Raw genomic sequence first — 16,319 nt, 5'->3', positions numbered from 1 at the left:
TCAGAAAAAGGACGGTGAGCTTGGGGTTTCATTTTGTTTTCGTGCATGGATGGGGTAACGGGCCTGACTTTTGGGATAAGACGGCGGCCTATTTCTGGGATATTCCTAAGACCTTTATTGACCTCGGATTCATCAAGGGGAGCTTTGATGGCCTTTCGGATCGCTCTGCTTTGAGTACAGGAGCCAAGAAAGTGTATGTCACGCATTCACTTGGAACCCTGTGGGCACTCAAGAATCGGCACATGGAGATGTCGGCTTTGATCGCAATCAACGGGTTTTATAACTTCAGGGTCTTTTCTGAAGAGGAAGCTCTTCTTTCCATGAAGCAGCGCTTGACGAAGGATCCCATCCCACAGATGGGAGTCTTCTGGAGACGCTGCGGGATTCATCCTGAAAATTCCCTCTTAGACCTTGAGCGACTGCAAGAGGGCATGAACTGGCTGATCCATGACAACGCCACCAAGGAAATCCGTAATCTGGGTCTTCCTGTCCTAAGCCTTACAGCCAAGGACGATCCTGTTTTACCTATCAAAATTATGAGGCAGCACTGGTCGGGCTATCCCTTGCAAATCCGTGAATTGGGCGGACATAGCCTTCCTTGGTCAGAGCCTCGCTGGTGCTCTACTAAAATCATGGACTTTATCGATGGCCTCAGACTGGAAAAATAATGTTCGTTTGGCCTTCGATAAGGGGGCGAAGACCTATGCTGCTTGGGCTAGGGTCCAAAGTCAGGTTGCTGCGTACCTCGCCGATGATCTTCCATCCTTGCCGGAGAAATCCGATATTTTGGAGATCGGGTGCGGAAGTGGTCTTTTTACTCGACAGCTTGTGAATGTCTATCAGACTCAGAATCTTCACGTTACCGATGTCAGTCCCGAAATGCTGAAATGTGCGCGTAGTAATGTCGTATGCGACCGAGTCACCTGGTCAATTCTTGACGGTGAAGTGCAAAAGACCGGAAAAACCTACGATTTAATCGTTGCCAATATGGTGTTCCAATGGTTTGAAAACTTACAATCGGGGCTGATGAATCTTAAAACCATGCTAAAGGAGACAGGGACATTGCTTTTTAATATGCCCGGCCCGAATACTTTGTTGGAATGGCGCAAGGTTCTCGATGAACTTCATTTTCCTTGCGCTCTGCTTGAGTTTCATCTTCCTCTCCGCGGGATATATCGCCAGCGGGTTTTTCGGGAAAACTTTCAGGACGCTTACTCCTTTTTAAAATCCCTTAAAAACACAGGGACCACCTGTGGACGAAGTGATATTCGCCCCTTGTCTCCTGCGGAAATCCGCATGGCCTGCAGAACATTGGACTCCAAAGGAATAACAAGCTTTTCATGGGATATTCTTTTCGTACGCCTCGGCTGTCAGGAACGCCCCTTATGAGCCACAAGGTTGCGATCATCGGAGCCGGTATTTCAGGCTTACAGACGGGATGCTTTCTAGCCCATGCTGGTCACAGGGTCACCATTTTTGAAAGGCAGGAGTTTCCGCCTGTCAACCCCAGCAGCATCGCCGGAGGGATGCTGGCCCCCTACAGTGAAATAGAAACACTACCCATGAGGCTGGTTCAGGTTGGACTGCGCGGCATAGCGCTATGGAGCCAAATCCTAGGAGAGGAAAACGCCCATAAGCTCATTCATAAGACCGGAAGCCTGCTGCTGTCCCATCCGGCTGATAGTCATATGCTTGAGAGATTTGCCAAAAATCTTGAAATTTTAGGTCACCGATGGTCTTGGACAGGCGGTGCAGAGATTCGAGAATTGGAGCCCTGTCTGGATCGAATTTTTCAAAAGGGAATCTTTATTCCCGATGAAGCCTTTTTGATCCCCGCTCAAGCCCTTGAAATGCTTATGGAGTGTTATATTCAACACGGAGGACAGATCGTTCATGCGGAGGCCGATCCTGCCACGCTGAAAACCGATTTCCATTGGGTCGTCGATTGCCGGGGATATGTAGAAAATCTGGATCGTGATTTGCGTGGTGTTCTAGGAGAACTCGTCATTATCAGAAATAAAGAGTTTCACCTTTCCCGGCCTGTCAGACTGATGCATCCTCGCTATCCACTCTATATCATTCCCCGACCCGATCACATCTTTGCCGTCGGCGCGAGCATGATCGAAAGTGCGGGCGATGCCGATGGGCTGGTTACCGCACGATCCGCAATGGAATTGCTGAGTGCGGCCTTTACGCTTCATCCGAGCTTTGCCGTGGCTAAAATATTACACTTACAATCGGGGGTCAGAGCCGCTTATCCTGACAACCTCCCCCGTCTTCATATTGATTCCCAAAACCGATATATGCGATGTAACGGATTGTTCCGCCATGGTTATCTGCTCGCTCCTGTGCTGGCGTGCTGCATTGAAAAATACATCACAGAAGGACAGCCCGACCCCGACTTGGGACTGTTCGCAGGTCTAAGCAATCACACGGTTATGCAGGGACAGTAATCGGCGGCCGAATCTCACCGGCCGCCGACTTTTCAAGGCATATTACTTTTTGGCTGCTTCGGAAGCTTTCTCGCTTTCCTCACAAACCTTGCACGGTTTTTCAGACGCCGATCCCGTCATATGTTTTGAACAACACTTGCAGGAATCGCAGTGTTTGCACTCGCCTTTTTGACAACACGAGCACGTGCCCGATGCATGACACATAGAAGGCGCAGAAGACTGCGAAGTTTGGGCAGTAATACCGGCACAGGCCGCCAAAAGCAGAACTGATGCCAAGGTTAAAGTGAGTCTGATCATTTGATGATCTCCTTTAAATTTTAGAATGTATTTATAATCAGGTTATTCGATCTGATCGGGCTGCTTTGGGAGGCTTAAAGGGTGGGTTGGGCCGATAGCTTGAAAAGTCCACCTTTGTTTCAAGATTGTCTGGGCGCAAGACGAAGGAACCAAATCTGTTTTGAGAGGTTTTAATAAAGGTGCCTAGTAAACAAAACGCGCAATCTCCGCACTTATGAGCCTTATGCTCATGTTGCTGCGACTCCTGATGGCACGGTTTTTCGGTCGCGGTGGTTTTTTTTACGGCCTGAACACAACACAATGTGCTTGCCAAAGCATTTGAGGGCAAGACCATCATTAACAAGAGGCTCAAAAAAATCCTAAACACGGTCGATCCAACGATGTCCTTCTTTATTGTAGTAAAATCCGTTAGAAAACGGAAATTTATTCGATATATTCAAGAGTTGCTGCTCCCCCTCTTTAGAGGAAACGCGGCCGGATATAACGCTTTCAAAGCATTTGGCAACCTCGACCATATCGCAGTCCTGGGGTGATAATCGGAACCACCCTATGCCCATAGACGCCATCTCTTTCATTTCATGGATCAAGTTAAGACTGGAATAGGAAAGCGTCTGAACGCCGTTTACCGCCAGAAAATCTTGTCCGGCGAGGGTTTGCAAAGGGAGGCCGTCTGGATCCTCCTCGCAGATGAACTGGCAGTTATCCTTGATCCGTCCATGAGCGCGGGCGTGATAGCACCTTGCGGACAGCGCCAGACCAACGCGCCCAAAAACCTGCACCTCCAGATTGATCTTTAGGCTTTCGGCCTTTTGACCGAGTATCTTCAGGGACGATTTCGGCAATTCCGCAGGGAGAGCGATATGTGAGGCTCCTTGCTTGGAGAGAAATCCCATTGTTTCCTCATTATACACATTAAAGTATTGGCCTACCCGATGCGACCTGCCCCTGAGAGAATAGAGGGCAGTGGTATCGTTCGCTTCTATTTCAAAATCCGTTAACTCACATAAGCCTGTGGTCATTTTTCGCTCCCTGGGGAGCATGATTTCCGCCAGGGTTGAAAAGACAACCTTTTTCTCCGCAGCATTTAAGCGTTCAGCAACCTCATCATAATACTGCTCAAAAAAGGGCGAACGTTTTGAGCAGACCACTTCCCCCAGATACACGGTTTCGACAGGCGCTTCATCAGCGATCTTGAAATAAAAATCGCGTTTTTTTTCTGCAGGCCAATGGAAAAGAACAGGACCAAGCGTCAATTTTCCTTGCATCTTCTGTTATCTCCAACGTTTGCTTTGATACGCGCCCTGGGTTTGTTTATGACCTTCTGTCAGCGACAGCAAATCAGGCATATCAATATCCTTTCCCGCCATAACCCGATCTATCGCTTTGCGCCATGAGGAGACAACCTTCTGGACGTAAGCCTTGGACCGCTGGCGCCCCTCAATCTTGAAGGCATCGACCCCGGCTGCTATGAGATCGGGCAAAAGCTCGGCAAGGTTCAGGCTAATTGGCTCCTCAAACGCGTAGTAGCCCTCCGTCTTATGCGGCACGCGGTAGCGGCCCTTGCAGATTGTCGGATATCCAGGGTTTTGAGTGCAGGAAAAGCAGTCTATCGCAAAACCGTTCAGTTTTGTCGTCATCTCACCGTTCTTTTGCTCTTCATAGGCCACGTATTGCGCGGGGGAGCATACTCCATCCATATTCGTGGACAGGCCCGTTGCGTAATTTGTAAGGCTGCAACGTCCCTCAGCCATCAGACCGTGATTGCCAAAGATAAAACATTCGATTTCACAGGGTATCTCTTTTTTGAGCTGACGGATTTCAGGGATCGTCAGTATGCGGGGCAGGACCACGCGTTTGACGCCAAATTCCTCACAGTAATACCTGATGGCTTCCGGTGAAGGCGCTCCGGCCTGCACCGAAAGGTGAAGCCTTACATGAGGATAATTCTGACGCGCGTAATGAGCCACGCCAATATCCGCGACAATCAGGGCATCCAGACCCAGCATCAAGGCGTGATCGACGGCGCTTTTCCATAGGCCGAATTTACCTGCAGGGGGAAAAGTGTTGATCGCCAGTAGAACTTTGACCGATTTTTTCCTGGCGTAATGCACGGCTGCCCTCAATTCTTCCACGGTGAAATTCAGACCGGGAAAATTGCGGGCGTTCGTTGCGTCCCTGAACCCGCAGTAAACGGCATCCGCCCCCGAATCGACCGCTATCCTCAACGAAGCAGGGGTACCGGCGGGACAGACAAGTTCTGGTTTATGCTCTGCTGACACGATTACCTATCCTTCTTGTCAGGCTAAGAGCGACGCGACCGGGGGGACCGAAAAAACTTGCAACGTCCTGTGCAATCGTTCCCTCAATGTCATCCAAGGCGTTTCGAAGACTTACAACGGCTTCGGTATCACCCTCCACCTTTATGTCTCTGCTAAAAAAAAGAGCGTCGCCGTCCAAACGCCCGTCAATGAGACCTAAAAGCGTGAGAAACGAACCGCTGATCCGAGCATCCGCCACTCTGATCGCGCCCCTTCGATGAGCTCTGAGCCTTGGCCTAAAGGGATCGGGAGATAATTCTATGACAAAAGGAAGGTTGGTCGGGTCGATCAGAATTTTTTTATGATAGTGTCCGGTCAGTCTTTCAAACAATTCGGGCCGCTTTGCGCTTACCGCCGCCATCATCCGCCCGAAGGTTCTATTGACGAGGGGTAAAGGAAGAGGAGCGAACAAAAAATAGAGTCCCCTTGCCAAAGACGATCCTTGCCCGCTCCTGTGTATTTGTCTGCCTGCCCGGTTTTTCATGCAGGACAGATTAGGGTCGGAGAAGTCCATATATATTGATCCAGATCAAACGACCGAATAGCCTTCTATGATCCCATTGATATGCTTATATTATTTTTAAAAATGAGGTTATAAGATGTCTTCTTCCTCTTCCCTGCCAGATTTTCGAGATCCAAACTCGTCATACCTCGGTGGCGCATGCGATTTCGAAGCGCTTCCTTCCTTCTCTGTTCTTAAACCTTCGTCCATAATTTTAAGCCACAAGGAAAAAGCGGCTTGCGATAAAGCGACGGACTGAGTAAAGAGCATTCATGATCTCTTATCGTGATGCCCTGCGTATGATCTCGGACTTGATTAAATCCCGCAGTCTGGATGTTGAAACTGTCTCTCTTGGCTCCGCTGTGGGGCGTGTTTGCGCAGATGATATTCAGGCCAGAGTTGATAATCCGCCCTTTCACAACACAGCGATGGACGGTTTTGCCGTGCGGCTTGCAGATTTCAAAGCCGCACGGTTTCCTGAGCCTTTTGCGCTGCCTTTGTCGGGTATTATTGCTGCCGGACAAAGCGTGGAAGGTTTAGATTTCGAGCGCGGGTGCTGGCAGGTTATGACCGGGGCACCGATTCCCTTTGACACGGACTCTGTTGTTCCCTTCGAAGATGTGCAAGTGACGGCAGACAGGGTGATCTTCGCATCCCTGCCTAAGGCCGGAGCACATATCAGGCGCGCCGGAGAGGACTTTAAATCCGGTTCCCCGCTCGTTCAGAGGGGACAATATCTTACACAGCTGCATATTCTGCCTCTGGCCACCGCCGGTGTGCCTGCTCTACGGGTTTATAAAAAGCCAAAAATCCTTTTTCTTTCCACCGGGGATGAGGTTATCGACGATCCGGCCACGGCGCTTGGTCCCGGTCAGATTTACAATTCGAACGGGCCGTTTGCTCAATCTTATTTGCAGGCACTCGGCGCGGAAGTTCACGCGATTCACGCCCTTAGAGACGACCCGAACATGTTTACAAAAACCTTGGCGGATGCGCAGGCGCACGGATTTGACCTTATCGTTTCTTCGGGAGCCGTCTCTGCGGGAACATACGATTTTGTTAAAGAGGCTTTAAAGGCCATCGGCGCAAATATTTTATATCATAAGGTTCGAATCAAGCCCGGAAAGCCTAATCTTCTGGCGCATCTTCCCTCAGGAATTCCGTATTTCGGATTGCCCGGAAATCCGGTGGCGACGGCGGTCGGGTTGCGTTTTTTTGTCCGTGAAGCCCTGCGTGTTCTGCAAAGGCAGCCCCCTGAAAAGCCCCTGTTTGCACATTGTATGACGAATTTGTCCAAAAAACCCGGATTACACCTGATCCTCAAATGCGTACTTAACCATACAGAAAACGGGCAGGTCTCCTTCGAGATTTTGGACGGACAGGAATCCTTTAAAACCCGTCCGTTCCTTACCATGAATGCCTGGGCGCACATCCCCGAAGATCATTCCGAAATCGTACAGAACGAACTGTTTGAGGTCTATCCGGCTATTTAGTGATGAAGAGGGCACTCCTTGCACTCTTCCTTGTTGTGTCTTTGGCATAGGGAAGCCGTATCGGCATCGCAAAAATGGCAGAGGGCAAAAGCGTCCTTCATGCGGATGCTATCGTCTTCAACCTCAATCCCCAACCCTTTCATCTGCTTGAGCGTCCGGGAAAAAGTCTCGGGAGTCATTCCCAGATAATTGGCGATCGTTTGCTTTCTGAAAGGCAGGCAAAACTCCAAATTGTCGTGACCGGCCTCCAGATGCTTTGTCAGAAAATAATAGCCGACTCGCTGAAGGGGGGTCTTGATATTCATGGCGTCGATCTGGTGCATAGCGTTTTTGTAGTGATGGGTCACAATCTTCAGGATGTTGACGGCAAAATGCGAATCCTCAAGAACCTGCTTTTTTACTGTACGCTCTGGAATCATCAGCAGTTTTGATTTTGTCATAGACTGCACGGATATCGGCGATGGGCCGCCCATAAAGAGAACAGCCTCCATACAGGTATCCCCCGGCTCCAGCATACGTATCGTTGCTTCGTGGCCGTCTTCGTTGAGCCGAAGGGTTTTCAGCGTTCCCTCCAGGACGAGATACAGGCCTTGAGGCTTGTCTCCTTGCTGCACAAGTAGGTGAGTGGGGTCATGCTCCTGAATAACGGAATGGGATAAAATCTTCTGGAGGCTGTCCTCCTGCAACCCGTCGAAAATCTGAGGTTTTCTAGCACCCGGTAAATCCTTGGGAAGGGTTATCATGTCTTTTCTTTTCGCTGTTCTCTATTTGCTTGCGCTTGATCTGAATCAAGTCCGCCTTCCTTAGCGGGTGCAATATTACGCGCAAATTTGAGGGAAGAGAAGCACCATTCCCTAAAAAAATGACGCTATTTTAATATGTTGTCGGAGGCCACCTATGAGCTTAAAAACAGACCAGAACTTTGCGCTCTCTCTTACGACCCTTGCTTTTACGATCTGTTTCGCCGTCTGGACGATCTTTGCCATTATCGGGGTCCAAATCAAGGAAGATTTGGGGCTGAACGATACACAATTCAGCCTGCTCATCGGTACGCCCATTCTTACCGGCTCGCTTGTAAGATTATTTTTAGGAATCTGGGCGGACCAATATGGCGGTCGCCCGATCTTCATGGCCGTGATGCTTTCCTCTGCTTTCTTCACTTGGTGCCTGATATATGCCGATACTTACGAAATGCTCCTGCTCACGGCTCTAGGCGTGGGTTTATCGGGCGGAAGTTTCGTTGTCGGCATTGCTTACCTTTCAAAGTGGTACGACAAGGCTCATCAGGGAACAGCTTTAGGTGTTTACGGTATGGGCAATATCGGGGCCGCCGTCACCAAGTTCCTTGCCCCATTTGTGATGGTTTCGTACGGCTGGCATACCGTGGCGCAGATCTGGGCGGTCTCGCTAGTGGTCATGGCCGTTTTGTTCTGGATCATGACCAAAGACGAGCCCCAAATTCAGGCACAAAAGGCCTCCAAGACGGCGCCTAAATCAATGTGGGATTCACTTAAGCCTCTTAAGAAGCTGCAGGTCTGGCGCTTTTCCCTCTATTACTTTTTCGTTTTCGGAGGCTTTGTCGCCTTGGCTCTGTGGCTTCCGCGCTACTACGTGGGTGTGTACGGTATGGACATCAAGACCGCAGGCGTTCTGGCTGCCCTGTTTTCCGTAGCGGGATCTCTTTTTCGGGCCGTCGGCGGATACTTGTCCGATAAATACGGCGCACGGATGGTCATGTACTGGACATTCTTCGTCTGTGCCGGTTGCTGTTTCCTTCTGTCCTATCCGCAGACCGATTACGTCGTTCATGGCATCAAGGGCGATATTGCTTTCAGCTTCGGGTGGGGGTTTATCCCCTTTACAGCTATTGTTTTTGTCCTGGGCTTTTTTATGTCGCTTGGCAAAGCCGCGATCTACAAACATATTCCGGTTTATTATCCAAACGATGTCGGTTCTGTGGCCGGAATCGTCGGACTGATTGGCGGGCTGGGTGGCTTTTTTCTGCCCATATGCTTTGGCTTCATGAATGATGTCCTGAATATTTGGACCAGCTGTTTCATGCTGATGTTCGCCCTTGTCGCGGTGGCTCTGGTTTGGATGCATATAACAATCATCCTGATGGAGCGCAACCTCCAGAAGTCAAAATACCTGCCTGAACTTGGGGATGCCCCCCATAACAACACACATTAAGGAGAGACGGTCATGGCTAAAGATCTTCAGATATGGGATCCCGAGAACGAGGCGTTCTGGGAAGCGGAAGGGAAAAGCATCGCGTGGAGAACGTTATGGATTTCCATTCCGTGTCTACTTTGCGGCTTCGCCGTCTGGATTTACTGGAGCGTCATCACCGTGCAGATGCTTAATCTGGGCTTTCCGTTCAGCAAGACCGACCTGTTCACCTTGAACTCCATCGCCGGACTTTCTGGTGCGACTTTACGTATTCCTTCATCCTTTTTCATCCGGCTCGCGGGCGGGCGGAATACGATCTTCTTTACCACCCTGCTTTTGATCGCTCCGGCGGTTGGAACAGGTATCGCGCTGCAAGATATCAACACGCCGCTCTGGGTCTTTCAACTTCTTGCCCTGTTTTGCGGTTTCGGAGGCGGCAATTTTGCCTCCTCAATGTCGAACATCAATTTTTTCTTCCCGAAAAGAATGCAGGGGCTTTCCCTCGGGCTCAATGCCGGTTTAGGTAATTTCGGTGTTACGGCTACGCAAATTCTTATTCCGTTTGTGATGACTTTCGGGCTCTTTGGCGGCGACCCGATGATCCTGACCAGCGATTCCGGCACATTGATTGGAAAAATCCCGGCTGGCTCTGCTACCTGGATCGCCAACTCCGGTTACATCTGGGCGGCCATCCTTGTTCCCCTGACTATCCTGTCCTGGATGATGCTAAGCAACGTGCGGGCCGAACACGTTTCTCCGCAAATTGGCAACCCCTTGTCTTCCTTTATTAAGATTGCAGTTATGCTGGCCGTCGGTTTGCTCACTTCCGTCGTCGGGCTTTGGCTGATCCTCCCTGAAAGCGCAAACGGCTCCGGTCTGGATGTCAGCAAATGGATCGTGCTTCCCGCTGTCATCGCGGCCACGGTTGGAATACTGGCTATCCTGCCCGGACTCAGCCAGCGTGTGCGTGCCCAGTATAAAATCTTCAGCCATCCGCATACCTGGATCATGACGATTATTTACACCATGACGTTCGGATCGTTCATCGGCTATTCGGCTGCCTTGCCTCTCTCGATCAAGGTTATTTTTGGATTTCAGCACGTTGCGGGGCCGGATGGCGTCCTGACGCATACGCTGGCGAATCCGAATGCCCCCAGTGCGCTCACCTACGCATGGATCGGGCCGTTTATCGGAGCGGTGATCCGTCCTATCGGCGGCTTGCTGTCTGACAAAATGGGAGGGGCACTGGTCACACAGATATGCTCTGTCGTTATGGTCGCAGGCGCTCTCGGCGCGGCGCACTATATGCAGGCCGCCTATGCTTCCGCGACACCGGAAGTCTTTTTCATGCCCTTCTTTCTAACCTTCATGACCCTGTTTCTGGCGGCAGGCATCGGCAACGGATCGACTTTCCGCACCGTCGCTGTAGTCTTTGACCGGCAGCAGGCTGGCCCGGTACTGGGCTGGACGTCGGCGGTGGCCGCTTACGGCGCCTTCATCATCCCGATCGTTTTCGGAGAGCAGATCGAGCAAGGAACCCCCGAACTGGCGCTCTATGGTTTTGCAGGATTTTATATGCTTTGCCTCATTCTGAACTGGGCGGCGTATCTCAGACCCGGGGCGAAATACAAAAATCCGTAACTATTCTTCTCCCCTTGATTCAGATCAAGGGGAGGTTTTGCGGATATGGACACAATGCGGCCATCAGGAGTTTAGAGCATGAGCTATTTCATAGACCGGATTACTTACTTTTCCCAGAAACGTGAGCCTTTTTCAAACGGCCACGGGATTACCACCGATGAGAACCGGGGATGGGAAAAAGCCTACCGGGACCGCTGGGCGCACGACAAAGTGGTCCGCTCCACGCACGGTGTCAACTGCACTGGGTCGTGCTCCTGGAAAATCTACGTCAAGAACGGCCTGATTACATGGGAAACACAGCAAACCGATTACCCCCGTACGCGACCTGATCTCCCGAATCATGAACCCCGCGGATGCTCGCGCGGCGCGAGCTATAGCTGGTACATCTACTCGGCCAACCGCCTGAAATATCCCATGGTCCGCAAACGGTTACTCGAACTCTGGCGGAGCGCCAAACAAAAATCCGGCAGCGACCCCGTCAAGGCATGGGCAGCCATTCAGGCGGATCCTGCCCAGAGAAAATCCTATCAGCTGGTTCGCGGCCTTGGCGGCTTTGTGCGGGCCGGGTGGGATGAGGTCAATGAGATCATCGCGGCCGCAAATATCCACACTATCAAGGAGTACGGGCCAGACCGTGTCATCGGTTTTTCTCCTATTCCCGCCATGTCGATGATTTCCTACGCTGCCGGTTCGCGCTACCTGTCTCTTCTCGGCGGCGTTTGCATGAGTTTTTATGACTGGTATTGCGACCTTCCCCCATCCAGCCCGCAAACATGGGGCGAACAGACGGATGTTCCCGAAAGCGCCGACTGGTATAATGCGGGCTTTATCATCATGTGGGGATCAAATGTGCCGCAGACGCGGACGCCCGATGCTCACTTCATGACCGAAGCCCGATATAAGGGAACCCAGGTCGTCACTATTACGCCTGACTACTCCGAAGCCTCCAAGTTTGGCGATATCTGGTTGAACCCTCGTCAGGGCACTGACGCTGCACTCGGCATGGCGATGGGGCATGTCATTCTCAAGGAGTTTCATCTCGAAAATCCTTCGGAATATTTCGATGATTACTGCCGTGCCTACTCGGATATGCCCTTTTTGGTCAAGCTTGAGCAGCGGGATGGCCTTTTTGTGCCAGGGCGTATGGTACGAGCATCCGATTTCAAGGGTGATTTGAACGAGAAAAACAATCCCGAGTGGAAAACCGTTTGCTTTGATGAGGAAACGGATCAGATTACCGTGCCTACGGGATCGATCGGCTTCCGTTGGGGAGAGGAAGGGAAATGGAATATCTCCCCCGCAGACTCGAGAACAGGAAAAACCATTCGCCCTCGCAAAACTCTTTTAGGGGCGCATGATGATATCGTCAAAGTGGGGTTCCCTTATTTTGGCGGACAGACACATGAGACAGGATATTTCGAGCCCAATGCCAACGATGATGTCCTGGGGCGCAATGTTCCCGTGCGCGTCCTTGACCTGAACGGGCAGAAAGTGGCCGTTGCCTGCGTCTTCGATCTTCTTTGTGCGCAATACGGTATTGAGCGCAAAGGTCTGGGCGGCGATCACGTTGCCGCAAGCTATGAAGATAACATCCCCTATACCCCTAAATGGCAGGAGAGCATTACGGGCGTTCCGGCCGAAAAGGTGATTCATGTCGCCCGGGCCTTTGCCCAGAACGCACACATCACCAAGGGCAAGTCGATGATCATCATCGGTGCAGCGATGAACCATTGGTATCACATGGATATGAATTACCGAGCCTGCATCAATATGCTGGTCTTCTGTGGCTGTGTCGGCCAATCCGGAGGCGGTTGGTCGCACTATGTGGGTCAGGAAAAACTGCGCCCCCAAACGGGCTGGGCGCCTTTAGCCTTCGCGCTGGACTGGAGCCGTCCGCCGCGTCAACAGAACTCCACATCCTTTTTCTATGCCCATACCGATCAGTGGCGTTATGAAACTCTGGAACTGGATGAAATTCTTTCGCCTTTGGCCGATCGTGGGCAGTGGTCCGGGACGCTGATGGACTGCAACGTCAAATCCGCCAGAATGGGTTGGCTGCCTTTCTTCCCTCAGCTTGAGGAAAACTCTATAAGCCTCGTAAAAGAGGCTGAAAGCAAAGGGCGCGATGCCGTGGATTACGTTGTCGAGCGTCTGGGAAAGGGTGATTTGCGTATGTCCGTCGAAGACCCGGACGATCAAAAAAACTGGCCGCGAAACCTCTTTGTCTGGCGCTCCAACCTTCTAGGCTCCAGCGGGAAGGGACATGAGTATTTCCTAAAATATTTTCTTGGTACGCAGCATGGCGTGCAGGGCAAGGATCTTGGAGCGGAAGGAAAAAGCCGTTCATCGGAAGTCGTATGGCATGACAAGGCTCCCGAGGGAAAACTTGATCTCGTTGTTACCCTTGATTTCCGTATGTCCACAACCTGTATGTATTCGGACATAGTGCTGCCGACGGCTAGCTGGTATGAGAAGAACGATCTCAATACCTCCGATATGCACCCCTTCATCCACCCGCTTTCAAAAGCCATTGATCCGGTCTGGCAAAGCAGATCCGATTGGGAAATATACAAAGGTTTTGCCAAAAAATTCTCGGAGCTTTGTGTTGGTCATCTGGGGGTAGAAAAAGAGATTGTCCTGAATCCTATACAGCACGATACGGCTGGAGAACTCTCTCAACCCGATGTTAAGGAGTGGCGCAAGGGTGAATGCCCACTTATTCCGGGCAAAACGGCACCAACCATGAAAGTGGTGGAGCGCGATTACCCGGCGACCTATGAGAGGTTTACGACCCTTGGTCCGCTGATGGAAAAATTGGGCAATGGGGGAAAAGGTATTGGCTGGAATACGCAGCATGAGGTTGATTTCCTAAAAAAACTCAACGGTGAAAAACAAGGGCGCGTTAAAATCGAAACCGATATTGATGCCTGCGAAGCGGTTCTTAGCCTTGCCCCGGAAACAAACGGCGAAGTCGCTGTTAAGGCTTGGGCGGCGCTTGGCAAAATTACCGGTCGCGATCATACGCATCTGGCCAAGCCCAAGGAGGAGGAAAAAATCCGCTTCCGCGATATACAGGCGCAGCCACGCAAGATCATCAGCTCCCCCACATGGAGCGGCCTTGAGTCCGAACATGTCTGCTATAACGCCGGATATACGAATGTTCATGAGTTTATCCCTTGGAGAACCTTGACCGGCCGTCAGCAGCTTTATCAGGATCACCCGTGGATGATTGATTTCGGTGAGGCTCTGGTGTCCTATCGCCCGCCAATTAATACGCGCACTGTTCAATCTATGCTGGACAAGCACGGCAAGGAATCGCCGACGATCCTGCTCAACTTCATAACACCACACCAAAAATGGGGCATTCACTCCACCTACTCGGACAATCTGCATCTGCTTACCCTTTCGCGGGGTGGCCCGATTGTGTGGGTCAGCGAGGTCGATGCACGGAAAATTGGCGTGAGGGACAATGACTGGCTGGAGGTTTTCAATACGAACGGCGCCATTGTCGCCCGTGCTGTTGTTTCCCAGCGCGTGAACGAGGGCATGATGCTGATGTACCACGCGCAGGAGAAAATCGTGAACACCCCGGGCAGCAAGATCACCAACGCCCGCGGTGGAATTCATAACTCTGTCACCCGGACAACCGTCAAGCCAACACATATGATCGGCGGCTACGCCCAGTTGTCTTATGGGTTTAATTATTACGGCACTGTCGGTTCCAACCGCGATGAATTTGTGATTGTCCGCAAGATCGACCGGGTGGACTGGATGGACGGAGAAGGACAAGTGGAGGCGGCAGAATAATGAAAATACGAGCACAAATTGGCATGGTTCTGAACCTAGACAAGTGTATAGGCTGCCATACTTGTTCGGTCACCTGCAAGAACGTATGGACGTCCCGCGAAGGCATGGAATATGTCTGGTTTAATAACGTCGAAACCAAACCGGGGATCGGCTATCCCAAGGAATGGGAAAACCAGAAGAAATGGAACGGCGGCTGGACTCGCCACGCTAACGGCAAGATTCATCCCAAGCAGGGCAGCCGCTGGCGGATTTTAGCCAATATCTTCGGCAATCCCAATCTTCCCGAAATCGACGATTATTATGAGCCTTTTACGTTCGATTACGATCGTCTTCAGAAAGCGCCGGAGATGAAAACCATGCCTACCGCTCGGCCTCGTTCGCTGGTGACGGGAGAGCGGATGGAGAAAATTCACTGGGGACCGAACTGGGAAGAAATACTGGGAACGGAGTTTGAGCGCCGCAAGAAGGACTATAACTTCAAGGATATCGAAAAGGAGATGTACGGTGAGTTCGAGAATACATTCATGATGTATCTGCCGCGCCTGTGCGAACATTGCCTTAACCCGACCTGCGTAGCCTCTTGCCCTTCCGGTTCGATCTATAAACGAGAGGAAGACGGGATCGTTCTGGTCGATCAGGACAAGTGTAGAGGATGGCGGATGTGCATCTCGGGCTGTCCATATAAAAAAATCTATTACAACTGGAAATCGGGAAAGGCGGAAAAATGCACCTTCTGCTACCCGCGCATTGAAAATGGCGATCCTACGGTCTGCTCGGAAACCTGTGTCGGGCGGATCCGCTATCTGGGAGTCATTCTCTATGATGCTGACCGTATCGAAGAGGCTGCCAGTTGCGTGAAAGAGGAAGACCTCTATGAGGCGATGTGCAGCATTTTCCTGAACCCGCACGATCCAAGGGTCATCGAGCAGGCTAGGAAAGACGGCATTCCGGATAACTGGATCGAGGGTGCCCAGAACTCCCCTGTTTACAAGATGGCGATTGACTGGAAAGTGGCTTTCCCGCTTCATCCTGAATACCGAACTTTGCCGATGGTCTGGTACATTCCGCCCCTCTCTCCGGTCCAGTCGGCGGCGGCGCAGGGCAAGATTCCTTCGCGGTCCGATGGCATCATGCCGGACTTAGACGATATGCGTATTCCAGTCAAATATCTGGCGAATATGCTCACGGGCGGGAAGGAAGCACCAATTCGCCTGGGACTTAAGCGCATGATGGCTATGCGCCATTATATGCGGAGCAAGATGTTCGAGGGCAAGCCCGATGCCGGAGTCCTTGAGGAAGTCGGTCTGACCACAGATCTGGTAGAGGATATGTACAAAATCATGGCTATCGCCAATTACGAAGACCGTTACGTCATTCCTACTGGTCACCGGGAGGAAACTCTGGATGCATACGGGGAAAGCGGCGGATGCGGGTTTTCGTTCGGAAACGGTTGCTCGTCGCACAGCAACAGCGCGATTGACCTTTTTGAGCATCCCCAACAATCCCGCGGACAGGCCGGAAGCACAAGAAGCAACAGAGTAAATACGATTTTTGAGCGCGACTTCTATGAAAAGTCTTCGGCGGTCAAAAGTGGCTGCGGCGGCGGTGGAAGCTGCGGCGGTTGTAGTTAAAGTTTAAC

Annotated in this window: 12 protein-coding genes; 8 read left to right on the top strand and 4 right to left on the bottom strand. The window is 51.4% G+C overall.

All coding sequences use genetic code 11. The features are described 5' to 3' along the window. Positions 1 to 14 precede the first annotated feature (14 nt). The 3 genes from IPN28_03830 to IPN28_03820 are packed head-to-tail and all read left to right on the top strand — an operon-like array spanning position 15 to position 2,453. On the top strand, positions 15 to 668 hold the full coding sequence (locus tag IPN28_03830) for a hypothetical protein (protein ID QQS57956.1): 654 nt from the start codon (positions 15 to 17) through the stop codon (positions 666 to 668). Then, positions 646 to 1,389: a methyltransferase gene (locus IPN28_03825; protein ID QQS57955.1), complete on the top strand. Its 744-nt coding sequence runs from the start codon at positions 646 to 648 to the stop codon at positions 1,387 to 1,389. The genes IPN28_03830 and IPN28_03825 overlap by 23 nt, the downstream gene beginning before the upstream one ends. After that, on the top strand, positions 1,386 to 2,453 hold the full coding sequence (locus IPN28_03820; GenBank protein QQS57954.1) for an FAD-dependent oxidoreductase: 1,068 nt from the start codon (positions 1,386 to 1,388) through the stop codon (positions 2,451 to 2,453). Before IPN28_03825 ends, IPN28_03820 begins: the two co-directional genes overlap by 4 nt. Before the next feature lie 656 nt (positions 2,454 to 3,109). On the opposite strand, the gene IPN28_03815 is transcribed toward IPN28_03820, so the two are convergent. Genes IPN28_03815 through IPN28_03805 form a run of 3 tightly spaced genes read right to left on the bottom strand, consistent with a single transcriptional unit; the run spans position 3,110 to position 5,552 of the window. After that, positions 3,110 to 4,015, bottom strand: coding sequence for a U32 family peptidase (locus tag IPN28_03815; GenBank protein QQS57953.1), 906 nt, complete (start codon positions 4,013 to 4,015; stop codon positions 3,110 to 3,112). Between the two features lie 6 nt (positions 4,016 to 4,021). Further along, positions 4,022 to 5,029, bottom strand: coding sequence for a U32 family peptidase (locus tag IPN28_03810; protein ID QQS57952.1), 1,008 nt, complete (start codon positions 5,027 to 5,029; stop codon positions 4,022 to 4,024). Then, the gene (locus IPN28_03805) at positions 5,013 to 5,552 is read right to left on the bottom strand and encodes an SCP2 sterol-binding domain-containing protein (protein QQS58527.1); all 540 of its coding nucleotides are present in this window, start codon (positions 5,550 to 5,552) and stop codon (positions 5,013 to 5,015) included. Before IPN28_03805 ends, IPN28_03810 begins: the two co-directional genes overlap by 17 nt. A gap of 290 nt (positions 5,553 to 5,842) precedes the next feature. On the opposite strand from IPN28_03805, the gene IPN28_03800 reads away from it, so the two are divergent. Continuing rightward, a complete protein-coding gene (locus IPN28_03800) occupies positions 5,843 to 7,063 on the top strand; it encodes a molybdopterin molybdotransferase MoeA (GenBank protein ID QQS57951.1) in 1,221 nt (406 codons plus the stop codon). Here the strand turns inward: IPN28_03800 and IPN28_03795 are convergent. After that, positions 7,060 to 7,806: a Crp/Fnr family transcriptional regulator gene (locus tag IPN28_03795; GenBank protein QQS57950.1), complete on the bottom strand. Its 747-nt coding sequence runs from the start codon at positions 7,804 to 7,806 to the stop codon at positions 7,060 to 7,062. The genes IPN28_03800 and IPN28_03795 overlap by 4 nt on opposite strands. Before the next feature lie 154 nt (positions 7,807 to 7,960). On the opposite strand from IPN28_03795, the gene IPN28_03790 reads away from it, so the two are divergent. The 4 genes from IPN28_03790 to narH all read left to right on the top strand — a co-directional run bounded on the left by IPN28_03790 (position 7,961) and on the right by narH (position 16,311). Further along, complete coding sequence (locus IPN28_03790) at positions 7,961 to 9,253, top strand: NarK/NasA family nitrate transporter (protein QQS57949.1); 1,293 nt, start codon at positions 7,961 to 7,963, stop codon at positions 9,251 to 9,253. A gap of 12 nt (positions 9,254 to 9,265) precedes the next feature. Then, complete coding sequence (locus IPN28_03785) at positions 9,266 to 10,873, top strand: antiporter (protein QQS57948.1); 1,608 nt, start codon at positions 9,266 to 9,268, stop codon at positions 10,871 to 10,873. A gap of 78 nt (positions 10,874 to 10,951) precedes the next feature. Continuing rightward, positions 10,952 to 14,680: a nitrate reductase subunit alpha gene (locus IPN28_03780; GenBank protein QQS57947.1), complete on the top strand. Its 3,729-nt coding sequence runs from the start codon at positions 10,952 to 10,954 to the stop codon at positions 14,678 to 14,680. After that, the gene (gene narH, locus IPN28_03775; protein QQS57946.1) at positions 14,680 to 16,311 is read left to right on the top strand and encodes a nitrate reductase subunit beta; all 1,632 of its coding nucleotides are present in this window, start codon (positions 14,680 to 14,682) and stop codon (positions 16,309 to 16,311) included. The genes IPN28_03780 and narH overlap by 1 nt, the downstream gene beginning before the upstream one ends. The last annotated feature ends 8 nt before the right edge of the window (positions 16,312 to 16,319 follow it).

The organism is Alphaproteobacteria bacterium (assembly GCA_016699735.1).
Taxonomy (GTDB): domain Bacteria; phylum Pseudomonadota; class Alphaproteobacteria; order Micavibrionales; family Micavibrionaceae; genus JAGNKE01.
Note: the sequence above shows the minus strand (reverse complement) of the source record. Positions and strands in the feature narration are given on the sequence as shown.

Coding starts and splice junctions, on each gene's coding strand:
- IPN28_03825 (QQS57955.1), top strand. CDS start 646: ATGGCCTCAGACTGGAAAAATAATGTTCGTTTGGCCTTCGATAAGGGG.
- IPN28_03820 (QQS57954.1), top strand. CDS start 1,386: ATGAGCCACAAGGTTGCGATCATCGGAGCCGGTATTTCAGGCTTACAG.
- IPN28_03815 (QQS57953.1), bottom strand. CDS start 4,015: ATGCAAGGAAAATTGACGCTTGGTCCTGTTCTTTTCCATTGGCCTGCA.
- IPN28_03805 (QQS58527.1), bottom strand. CDS start 5,552: ATGAAAAACCGGGCAGGCAGACAAATACACAGGAGCGGGCAAGGATCG.
- IPN28_03800 (QQS57951.1), top strand. CDS start 5,843: ATGATCTCTTATCGTGATGCCCTGCGTATGATCTCGGACTTGATTAAA.
- IPN28_03795 (QQS57950.1), bottom strand. CDS start 7,806: ATGATAACCCTTCCCAAGGATTTACCGGGTGCTAGAAAACCTCAGATT.
- IPN28_03790 (QQS57949.1), top strand. CDS start 7,961: ATGAGCTTAAAAACAGACCAGAACTTTGCGCTCTCTCTTACGACCCTT.
- IPN28_03785 (QQS57948.1), top strand. CDS start 9,266: ATGGCTAAAGATCTTCAGATATGGGATCCCGAGAACGAGGCGTTCTGG.
- IPN28_03780 (QQS57947.1), top strand. CDS start 10,952: ATGAGCTATTTCATAGACCGGATTACTTACTTTTCCCAGAAACGTGAG.
- narH (QQS57946.1), top strand. CDS start 14,680: ATGAAAATACGAGCACAAATTGGCATGGTTCTGAACCTAGACAAGTGT.